Here is a 10,484-nt window from a genome sequence, read left to right on the forward strand (position 1 = left end):
AAAATAAGTAAGGGCCGCTGAGGTGCTCCGTTCCTGCCCGCTCGATCGGTCCGAATTCCGCCTGCTTAAGCTGGTCCTCCATGCTACACAATAGCAACAGCCCGTGAAGAAGAACCCCGCCGCCGAATCAACGCAAGGAGTCCGGCGCCGTCGCTGAACCGGAGACCGCGGCCAACCGAGCTTTAGAAAAAGCGGTGTCTGGGAGCGGCCGTCCGGCGGCGCTCCGTTTCCTTACGGAACAAAGCCATGGTTCACCTCGTCTAGCCTACGGCCAGCATGCGTTCGAGGGCCCCGCGGGCGCGCTCGGCGACGGCGGCGGGGACCTCGACGACGGGCTGTTCGTCGTGCAGGACGCGGCGCAGGCTCGCCAGGGTGTTGCGCTTCATGTTGAAGCAGACGGTCTTCTGCGGGGCCAGGGGGTGGAAGACGCGGTCGGGGTAGCGCTTTTCGAGGGGGGTCAGCATACCGATCTCGGTGCCGACGATGAACTCGGCGGCCTCGACGGAGTCGGGATACTCGAGCATGCCGCCGGTCGAGGCGGCGACGTCGGCGGCCTCGATGACGGCGATGTCGCACTCGGGGTGGACCATGACCTTTGCCCGGGGGTGGGCTTGGCGGGCGGCGCGGATGTCGGCGACGGTAACTCGATGGTGGGTGGGGCAGAAGCCGGGCCAGAGCATCACCGGGGCCTCTCGCGGATAGAGGGCATAGTCCCGGCCGAGGCTGCGGGCGGCGTACTCGCCCAGGTGGCGGTCGGGGCAGAAGAGCACGGGGCGCTCGGCGGGGGCGCGGCGCAGGACCTCGACGCCGTTGGAGCTGGTGCAGCAGATGTCGGATTCGGCTTTGACGGCGGCGCTGGAGTTGACGTAGCTGATGACGTAGAGGCCGGGAAAGCGCTGTCGGGCCTCGCGGACGTCTTCGGTGCCGAGCATGTCGGCCAGGGGGCAGCCGGCGTCGGGTTCGGGCAGCAGGACGGTCTTGTCCGGACAGATGATCGCCGCGGTTTCGGCCATGAAGCTGACGCCGCAGAGCACGATCGTCCGGGCCTGCGTTGCGGCGGCCAGGCGCGCCAGGCCGAGGGAGTCGCCGGTGTGGTCGGCGACGGCCTGGATCTCGGGCAGCTGGTAGTTGTGGGCCATGATCACGGCCCCGCGGCGGTTTTTGAGTTTGCTTATCTCGTCGATCAGCTCGGAGTCAAGCCCTGGGTCGGTCGGCATCGCTCACCTCGGTGGTTGAACGGTCGGGGGGAGGCCCTCAACGACCTCCCCCCGTGTTGTCGGTCGTCGGATGGTTAGTAACCGCCCGATTCGCCCATCATCCCCTGCATGAAAACCTCGAAGGGTACGGGTTCGCCCAGGCCGGCGGCGGCGTTCTCGGCGCCGCTGCGGCCGAAGCCGGTCAGCTCCATCTCGCCCTCGGGCGAACCGTCGACGGGATCGGAGTGCATGTAGACCATCCCGGTGATCGGCACCTCGGCGGAGTAGTAGGTCTCGGAGATGTCGGTGATCATCCGCAGGCAGTCGAAGCTGTGACCGGCGGCGGTGTAGGCCACGCCGCTCTCCCATTCCAGTCCGGTCATCGATTCCTCGATCCGGCTCTGCTGTTCCGGTGACATCGTCGCGGCGCCCATCTGGCCGAACTGCTGGAACAGCTCCTTGCTCATCGAGAGATAATAGGTCTCGCCCGAGGCCGGCTCGGTCATCGCCAGGCGCAGCTCCTCGGTGTACTCGGTGAACTCGTCGAGGCTGTCCTCGAGGCCGCGGTAGTTCTCCCGGGCGGAGTCGGGGTCGCTGAGCATCTCGCTGAAGCTGTCCTCCATGAAGGCCACACCGGCGTCGTTGAAGGCCATTTGGACCACGACGTCGCCCTCGGGGGTCTCGGTCTCGAGCTGGAACCACAGATAGTCCGAGCCGGGAAGCTCGATGATCGCAAAGACCATCGCACCGTTGTCGGTAGCGTAAGCCGCCCACTGGCCGCTCTCCAGCGGGACTAGATCGACGGCGCCGGCGGTCAGGGCGACGGCCAGCAGGACGAACAGAACCTTGCGCATCGAAAAGCCTCCTTGGGCCTGGGTGAGGCGGAGACCCCCGCCGTCGGCAGCCGCCGCACAGCGACGGGCGACGGAATCGGCACGGGACGAGGGGGGTGACGTTAACTGGTTGCTCCTTAATGGTATAACAACGCTCCAGGGTTAACAAGCGTGACGGCGGGTTTGCTTGACAGTTCGCAAAACGGGGCCTATTATGAAAGCCGTTGCCTCGCCGAAGGGCGCGGCGGTCTTTCAAACCGAGGAGCGACGATGAGCAAACGCGAGGAATACGAGGTTTATCGCCGACGGGAACGGGCCCGGGGCCGGGCCTCCTACTGGGCCTTCCTGGTGATGGGGGCCCTCGGCGTGGCCTACGCCGTCTTCCGCGGCGTCAACTCGGGCTTCAGCGGCGGTGAGATTGGCTTCATCATCCTCTTCGGCCTGTTCGTGATCTTCAACGCCGTGCTGCTCTCGCCGATCTACCGCCTGCTGGCCGACGCCATGGTACGCCGCCGCCAGCGCCTGCGCGGCGATCCCGTCGATTCCGACGACTCCGCACCGGTGCATTACGGTGATGGTGAACGCGCCGACTTGGTGCTGCGCGATAAAGACGACGACGGTGACGAATGAGCCGCATCGCCGCCGCGGGACGCCGGGCGACGTAGAATCGGCGTCTCCCGCAGGGATCCTCCAACACCGACCGCTCCCGAGGCTGCGCCGGGCTGGGCAATAACACGCATTTATGATACAATACCGCTCCGATTACTCCGCCGTCGAAGGTGAATCAAGGTGAATCGATGACCGATCGTCTGAGCCCCCGCACCGCCCTGGCCTCCTGCGCCGACAAGACCGACCTGGCCGCCTTCTTCTCCGATCTCCCCCCCCTCGAGGTGCTCTCCACGGGGGGCACGGCCCGGCTGCTGGAGGAGGGCGGCGTCACCGTCCGCCGGGTCAGCGACTACACCGGCTCCCCCGAGGTGCTGGGCGGGCGTGTCAAGAGTCTGCACCCCCGGGTCCACGGCGGCCTGCTCTCCCGGCGCAGCACCGAAGACGCCGCCGACCTGGAACGCCTGGGCGCCGTCGAGATCGACCTGTTGGTGGTCAACCTCTACCCCTTCCGCCGAACCGTGGCCGGCGGGGCGGAGACGGCCGAGGCCGTCGAGCAGATCGACATCGGCGGGGTGGCCCTGCTACGCGCCGCGGCCAAGAACTTCGCCCACGTCGTCTGCCTCTGCGATCCGGCGGATTACGAACGCGTGGCCGCCGAGATCGCCGCGGGCGGCGTGACTCTGAAGACCCGGCGCGAGCTGGCCGCCAAGGCCTTCGCCCACACCGCGGCCTACGACGCGGCCATCGCCGCCTACCTGGACGACGAGGACGGCCCGCCCGAGACTTATATTACCGTCGGGCACCGGCTGCGCGAGCTGCGCTACGGCGAGAACCCGCACCAGAGAGCGGCCCTGTATACGATCGAGGGCGACGACGGCACCCTGGCGACGGCGAAACCGCTGTCGGGCAAGCAGCTCAGTTTCAACAACTACTGGGACCTGGCCGCCGCTTGGGCCGCCGTCTGCGACTTCGACGAGCCCGCCGCCGTCGTCGTCAAGCACACCAACCCCTGCGGTCTGGCCGTCGCCGAGACCCTCGAGCGGGCCTACGAGCTGGCCCTGGCCGGGGATCCGCTGTCGGCCTTCGGCTCGATCATCGCCGTCAACCGCGAACTCGACCCGGCCACCGCCGAGCGCATCCACAAGACCCGCTTCGTCGAATGCGTCGCGGCACCGAGCTTCGCCCCCGGCGTCCTGGAACGGTTGAGCAAGAAGAAGAACCGCCGCCTGCTGGCCCTGGGCGAACCCCGACCCGAGAGCGGTCTCCAAGGGCGCTTCATCCCCGGGGGGCTGCTGCTGCAGACCACCGACGACGTCGACGCCGCCGAGGAACGCCCGGTCACCGAAATCGAGCCCGACGACAAGCAGCGGGCGGCCCTGTGCTTCGCCTGGAAGGCCGTCAAGCACGTCAAGTCCAACGCCGTCGTCCTGGCCCGGATCGAGGACGACGGCGCCCGCTGGCTGGTCGGTGTGGGCGCGGGACAGGTCAGCCGGGTCGACGCCTCGATCATCGCCGTGCGCAAGGCCGGCGACCGAACCGTCGGCGCCGTGGGGGCCTCCGACGCCTTCTTCCCCATGCCCGACGGCCTGACCACCCTGACCGACGCCGGAGTGGCGGCGGTCATCCAGCCCGGCGGCTCCAAGGGCGACCCGGGTGTGATCGATGCCGCCGACAAAGCCGGTATCGCCATGCTCTTCACCGGTACCCGCCACTTCCGCCATTAATCCGCCAACGTAACCCAACCCCAACGGAGAATGCAGTGCGCGTCCTGATCGTCGGCAGTGGAGGTCGCGAGCACGCCCTGGCCTGGGGAATCTCCCGTTCCCCGCGCCTGACCAAGCTCTACGCCTATCCGGGCAACGCCGGGATCGCCCGCATCGCCGAGATCCCGCCCCTGCCCGGCGACGAGATCGGCACCCTGGCCGACTTCGCCAAGGGCGCGGGCATCGACCTGACCATCGTCGGCCCGGAGATCCCCCTGGCCCACGGCATCGTCGACGAGTTCAAGCGCCAGAACCTGGTCATCTTCGGACCCAGCCGCGCCGCGGCCCGCCTCGAATCCAGCAAATCCTACGCCAAAGAGCTGATGGTCTCGCGCAACATCCCCACGGCGGCCTTCGGCGTCTTCGACGACTTCAACGCCGCCTGGCGCTACGCCTCCAATCACCGCCTGCCCCTGGTGGTCAAGGCCGACGGCCTGGCCGGCGGCAAGGGCGCCCTGATCTGCGAAACCCCGGCCAAACTCGAAAAGGCCCTCAACGCCATGCTGCACCAAGGCGCCTTCGGCCGCGCCGGACGCACCGTGGTCATCGAGGAGTTCATGGAGGGCGAGGAGGTCTCCCTCTTCGTCCTGGCCGACGGTAACGGCGGCACCACCATCCTCGGCGGCGCCCAGGACTACAAGCGCATCGGCGAGGGCGACAACGGACCCAACACCGGCGGGATGGGCGCCTGCTCCCCGACCTCGGTGATGAACAAAGCCATGATCGACCGGGTGATGTCGACCATCGTCCAACCCGTGCTCCAGGCCCTCGACGAGGAAGGCAACCCCTACAGCGGGATGCTCTACTGCGGTCTGATGCTCACCGACCAGGGCCCCAAGGTCGTCGAGTTCAACTGCCGCTTCGGCGACCCCGAGACCCAGGTCATCGTGCCCCGCGTCGCCGACGACCTGATGATGCTCCTCTACGCCAGCGCCACCGGCTACCTGCCCGTCGATCGGGTCAACCTGACCGCCAAGAAAGCCGTCTGCGTCATCCTGGCCAGCGAGGGCTACCCCGGTAACTACGAGAAGGGCAAAGCCATCAGCGGGCTGGGCGCCGACGACCTGGCCAGCGTCGTCTTCCAGGCCGGCACCACGGTCAGGGAAGGCCAACTGGTCACCTCGGGCGGGCGCGTTCTCGGCGTGACCGGCATGGGCGCCACCATCCGCGCCGCCGCCCACAACGCCTACAGCCGCGCCGAGAAGATCACCTTCGACGGCCGCTACCTGCGACGGGACATCGCCTGGCGCGAACTGGAACGGGCCAACGGCAACGGCAAACCCGCCGGCGGCCGCAAACGCAGATAACCACACCAGCGCCCAAACCCGCCCCGCCGGAACCGGCACGGTTTTTGCGGAGGCGAAAGTTTGCCGTCGCTCCAACGGTCGCCGAGTTGCAAAAACCGTGCCGGTTCCGGCGGCCCGGATCGTCAACCGCGCCGGACCAAGCCGGCGGCCGCCGGCGAGCGAACACATCGACAAACAGCGAACCCTATCCGAAAGGCGAGATAACCACCGTGAGTGCCAACGATGCCAACGGACCCCTGGTGGCCGTGCTGATGGGCTCGGCCTCGGACAAGCCGGTGATGGAGCGCGCCTTCGCCGTGCTCGATGAATTCGCCGTCCCCTACACCGCCCGCATCCTCTCCGCCCACCGCACCCCGCACGAGACCGCCGACTTCGTCGAGCGCTCCGCGAAGAACGGGGTGCGGGTTTTCATCTGCGGCGCCGGAATGGCCGCCCACCTGGCCGGCGTCGTCGCCGCCCACACCGTGCGTCCCGTCCTGGCCGTGCCGCTGGAATCGGGCAATCTGGGCGGCCTGGACGCCCTGTTGTCCAGCGTGCAGATGCCCGGCGGCATCCCCGTCGGCGTCTTCGCCGTGGGCAAGGCGGGGGCCAAGAACGCCGCCCTGTCGGCGGTGCAGATCCTGGCCGTGGGCGATGAAAAGCTGACCGCGGCCCTGGAGGACCACCGCGCCGCCCAGCGCGCCAAGGTCGAACGGACCGACGCCGAGCTGCGCGCCGAGCTGGGCCTGGGCGATGAGTGAGGACTCCTACAGCGTCGACGAGCTGACCCCGCGGCGGATCGTCGCCGAGTTGGACCGCTACATCGTCGGCCAGGACGACGCCAAGCGCGCCGTGGCCGTGGCGGTGCGCAACCGCTGGCGCCGCCTTCAGCTCACCGCGGAGCTGGCCGAAGAGGTCAACCCCAAGAACATCATCCTCATCGGCCCCACCGGCGTCGGCAAGACGGAGATCGCCCGCCGGTTGGCCAAGCTGGTTCGCGCCCCCTTCAGCAAGGTCGAGGCCTCGAAGTTCACCGAGGTCGGTTACGTCGGCCGGGACGTGGAGAGCATCATCCGCGACCTGACCGAGATCGCGCTCAATATGGTACGCGAGGAGGAGCGCGAGCGGGTGGCCGCCGAGGCCGTCGTCCGCGCCGAGGAGCGCCTCGTCGACCTGCTGCTGCCCAGCCCGCCGGGCAAGCCCTCGGCCGGAGCCACCCCGGAGCAGCGCGAGCAGTATGAGCAGTCGCTGCGCGATCACGAGCGCAGCCGGGAGCGCATCCGGGCGATGCTCCGCGACGGCCGGATGGAGGACCGCGAGGTCGAGGTCAAGGTGACCACCCGGGACAACCCGATGGTCAACGTCTTCTCCGGCGCCGGTCTGGAGGGGATGGGGATGGACCTCTCCGAAATGATGGAGGGGATGTTCCCCAAGAAATCCAAGCGCGTGCGGCTCAAGGTCGCCGAGGCCCGGCGGGTCCTCGAGGGCCAGGAGGCCGAGCGCCTGATGGACCAGGAGAAGGTCAAGTCCGAGGCCCTCGAGCGGACCCAGACCGCGGGGATCGTTTTCCTCGACGAGCTGGACAAGGTCGTCGCCGGCGGTTCGGCCCACGGGCCCGATGTCTCCCGCGAGGGTGTCCAGCGCGACCTGCTGCCCCTGGTCGAGGGCACGACGGTCAAGACCAAGCACGGCCTGGTCAAGACCGATCACATCCTGTTCATCGCCGCCGGCGCCTTCCACCACAAGAAACCCGCCGATCTGATGCCCGAGCTCCAGGGCCGCTTCCCCATCCGGGTCAAGCTGACCAACCTGAGCGCCGACGACTTCGTCCGCATCCTCACCGAGCCCAAGAACGCCCTGGTGCGTCAGTACCGGGAGCTACTGGGCACGGAGAAGCTGGAGCTCGAGTTTACCGACGAGGCGGTGCGCAAGCTGGCCGAGACGGCCGCCTACATCAACCGTCACACCCAGAACATCGGCGCGCGCCGACTGCATACCGTGATGGAAGCGCTGCTCGAAGAGGTCTCCTTCGAGGCCGCCAATCTGGACAACGCCCAGAAGCTCGTCATCACGCCGGAGTACATCGAGGAAAAACTCTCCGGCCTGGCCGCCGACGAGGACCTCTCGCGCTACATCCTCTAACCGTCGCGCCGACGGTCCCGCCCCCGCTCCCCGCCCGGGCGGGTCGAGCAGCAGCGGGACCGCTTTGCCGGGGCGAGACCCCGCCGCTGAAAGGATCCCCCTCCATGCACACCTACCACCTGTCACCGGCCCGGTTGCTGATCATCTTCATCACCGGCGCCCTGGGTCTGGCCCTGGTGATCTTCGGCTTCCTCTTCCCCACCAACCCGCTGATCTTCGAAGACGGCCTCAACCTGCCCGGCGGCTGGCTGGTCTCGACCCTGCTGTTCGTCGTGGCCGCCCTGGTCTTCGGGGTGATCCTCGGCGGCCTGGGCCGGCTGTTCGGCCGCGGGCTGGTCAAGCTGATCTTCGGCTCCGATCCCGGCAAGTACTTCCTCGAACGCGACAGCCGCAGCGACAAGGCCCTGCGCTCCCACCTGGCCCACGCCGCCGGTTACTGCTTCGATCGCAACTTCACCCACACCTTCAAGATCGCCTTCCGCAACTACTTCCGCTACGAGACCGCCATCCCCGACTTCCACGACCAGCTCTGCCTGACCGCCCTGGCCGGCAGCGATTCCCCCCTGCACCAGCGCCTGGGACGCCTGGGTCTGGGGGTCGAGATCCGCGCCAACCTGGCCGTCATGCTGCTGCTCTACGTCGTCGGACGGCTGATCTTCATCCTGGTCAACCCGCTGACCGCCCTGGCCGCTCCGGTGATCATCGAGCTGGCCGTGATCTTCTTCCTGGCGCTGGTGCTGACCTACTCCCAGCTCAAGCTCCAGGCCGCCTGGTACCACGAACTCTACATCTCCTTCTTCGAGCTGGCCGTCGAGGAAGACGTCGACCGGCCGACGGTCAAACTCTCCAGCCGGCGCGGACGGCGCAGCGGACGACGCCGCAGCGGCGGTTCCAAGAGCGGCAGCCGCAGCGGTTCCTCCCGGGGCGGCTCGAAGGGCGGATCATCGCGCAGGTCATCGGGCGGCTCGAAAGGCGGCTCGAAAGGCGGCTCATCCGGCGGTTCGAAGGGCGGCGACTGAGCCCGTCCCCGGCTTGGCAGATCTGCCAGAACGGCGGCCGAGCGGCCGCCGTTTCTTCATCCACAACGCCGTAAGCGATGCTGACCCCTGCCGGAACCCGCCGGATGACCGGCGGCCGCTGACGGACGATTGACAATGCCACACTGGACGGGGCTGCGACGCCACCGTTTGTCCATCAACACTGAACCGATCAACGCTGAACCGATAAATGCTGAACCGATCAGCGGTCCTGACGGGCCGCTCCCACAGGCTAACGAGCCTGTGCTCCATAGCGGCTCGCGGACGGGATTGGCATCCCGCCCGACAGGGGACGGTTAGCACCAGTGAGCGCCCTTAGCGCGCCGCGTCCAGCAGCTCGCCGACCTCCAGCCGCTGCGGCCGCCCCCGGGGCGGCGTCCAGTCCAGCCGCACCTTGAGCCGCAGAAAGCCCCGCGGCAGGTCCAGGTCCCCGGGCTGCAGGTCGTACTCGGCCAGGGTCTCGGCCAGCTCGTCGGGGTCCTCGAGCTCGGGCCGCAACCCGGCGTCCAGCACCCACCAGCGGCGCCAGAACAGCCCCTCGGGCCGGTCCTCGTAGCAGGCCAGCCGCCGGTTGTCCTGCAGCTCCTCCAGCGGCAGGGCCTCGAGCAGCTCGAGTTGCTCCGCGGCGTAGAGGGCCGCCCGCCCCGCCATCGAACCCTCGGCCACCCCACGCTCGGCGTTGGGCAGGCTGAGCAGGATTCCCGCCACGCCGATCAGCAGGATCGCCGAGGCGATCAGCATCTCGACCAGGGAGAAGCCGCGGCTGTCGCCGACTCGCTGCACGGCTCACTCCCGGATTAGGGCCAGCAGATCAGGCCCGTGGGCTCGTCGGGCACCCGCTCCAGCTCCCGGCCGGTGAACTCGACGATCACCAGCTCGGTCAGGAAGACCGTTCCCCGGGCCAGGTGGCCGCCGATAACCTTACCGTCGTGACCGGCCAGGGCGGCGTGCAGATGGGCGTGGGGCGCGCCGTCGCGCAGGGAGATGTTGCCCAGCAGGCTAACGATCTCGTGACCGCCGGCCAGCTCCAGCTCGTGATAATCGTGGGTTTGCTGGTCGTAGAAGCCGACCGCGGCGTCGGCCAGGGCGCCGATGCCCGAGATGAAGCCCTGGCGCACGTCCTGCTCCCTGAGCAGCTCGGCGATGTAGCCCACCAGCTCGACGCCCTTGGGGACGCGGACCAGCAGCCGCCGACCCTCGTCCATGGTATAGGTGCCCATCGGTTCTCCTCTCACGGTTTGCGAGCGAAGCGATCGTTGACTGATGAGCCAATGATACCACGCCGCCGCCGTCCCCGGCGAGGGGGCGGAGCGTCGCCGACCCGCCCCGATGATCGAGGGCCGCGTCGAGCGCCTCTCCTCCACCGGCGAGATCCGCGTCCCCGTCGGTTGGACCATGGAGCAGATCGAGCGCGAGGCCGTCCGCCAGACCCCGGCCGCCAACGACGACAACCGCACCCGCTCCGCCGAGGCGCCGGCCGGCGGCCTGCGCACCCTGCACCGCAAGATCGAGGACAAGATCAAGGAGTAGATTTACGGTAAGATAATATTCATATAGTCTGATCGTAAAAAGGCACAATGAGAGTGTATCTCAATGTGCTATTTGTTCATCTTGGCAC

General features: G+C 68.0%; 10 protein-coding genes. 6 read left to right on the forward strand and 4 right to left on the reverse strand.

Features of this window, described 5'->3' with window-relative positions:
- Positions 1-260 precede the first annotated feature (260 nt).
- Complete coding sequence (gene nadA / locus GF399_01380) at positions 261-1,217, reverse strand: quinolinate synthase NadA (protein MBD3398966.1); 957 nt, start codon at positions 1,215-1,217, stop codon at positions 261-263.
- A gap of 74 nt (positions 1,218-1,291) precedes the next feature.
- Entirely contained in the window at positions 1,292-2,050 is a 759-nt protein-coding gene (locus tag GF399_01385) for a hypothetical protein (protein MBD3398967.1), read from the reverse strand.
- A 249-nt stretch (positions 2,051-2,299) separates the two neighbouring features.
- Here GF399_01385 and GF399_01390 point away from each other — a divergent pair, with 249 nt between their 5' ends.
- The 6 genes from GF399_01390 to GF399_01415 all read left to right on the forward strand — a co-directional run bounded on the left by GF399_01390 (position 2,300) and on the right by GF399_01415 (position 8,848).
- On the forward strand, positions 2,300-2,659 hold the full coding sequence (locus GF399_01390) for a hypothetical protein (protein ID MBD3398968.1): 360 nt from the start codon (positions 2,300-2,302) through the stop codon (positions 2,657-2,659).
- A 167-nt stretch (positions 2,660-2,826) separates the two neighbouring features.
- Entirely contained in the window at positions 2,827-4,362 is a 1,536-nt protein-coding gene (gene purH, locus GF399_01395) for a bifunctional phosphoribosylaminoimidazolecarboxamide formyltransferase/IMP cyclohydrolase (GenBank protein ID MBD3398969.1), read from the forward strand.
- A gap of 35 nt (positions 4,363-4,397) precedes the next feature.
- Positions 4,398-5,708 (forward strand): phosphoribosylamine--glycine ligase, encoded by a 1,311-nt coding sequence (gene purD / locus GF399_01400; GenBank protein ID MBD3398970.1) that lies wholly within the window; start codon positions 4,398-4,400, stop codon positions 5,706-5,708.
- Between the two features lie 251 nt (positions 5,709-5,959).
- Positions 5,960-6,448: a 5-(carboxyamino)imidazole ribonucleotide mutase gene (purE, locus tag GF399_01405; GenBank protein MBD3398971.1), complete on the forward strand. Its 489-nt coding sequence runs from the start codon at positions 5,960-5,962 to the stop codon at positions 6,446-6,448.
- The gene (gene hslU, locus GF399_01410) at positions 6,441-7,829 is read left to right on the forward strand and encodes an ATP-dependent protease ATPase subunit HslU (GenBank protein ID MBD3398972.1); all 1,389 of its coding nucleotides are present in this window, start codon (positions 6,441-6,443) and stop codon (positions 7,827-7,829) included. The genes purE and hslU overlap by 8 nt, the downstream gene beginning before the upstream one ends.
- 104 nt (positions 7,830-7,933) lie before the next feature.
- Positions 7,934-8,848 (forward strand): hypothetical protein, encoded by a 915-nt coding sequence (locus GF399_01415; protein MBD3398973.1) that lies wholly within the window; start codon positions 7,934-7,936, stop codon positions 8,846-8,848.
- 333 nt (positions 8,849-9,181) lie between these two features.
- Here the strand turns inward: GF399_01415 and GF399_01420 are convergent, their stop codons facing one another.
- Complete coding sequence (locus GF399_01420; protein ID MBD3398974.1) at positions 9,182-9,649, reverse strand: prepilin-type N-terminal cleavage/methylation domain-containing protein; 468 nt, start codon at positions 9,647-9,649, stop codon at positions 9,182-9,184.
- A 14-nt stretch (positions 9,650-9,663) separates the two neighbouring features.
- Positions 9,664-10,263, reverse strand: coding sequence for a DUF296 domain-containing protein (locus GF399_01425; GenBank protein MBD3398975.1), 600 nt, complete (start codon positions 10,261-10,263; stop codon positions 9,664-9,666).
- Positions 10,264-10,484 lie beyond the last annotated feature (221 nt).

This window comes from Candidatus Coatesbacteria bacterium (genome assembly GCA_014728225.1).
Classification (GTDB): Bacteria; RBG-13-66-14; RBG-13-66-14; order RBG-13-66-14; family RBG-13-66-14; genus WJLX01.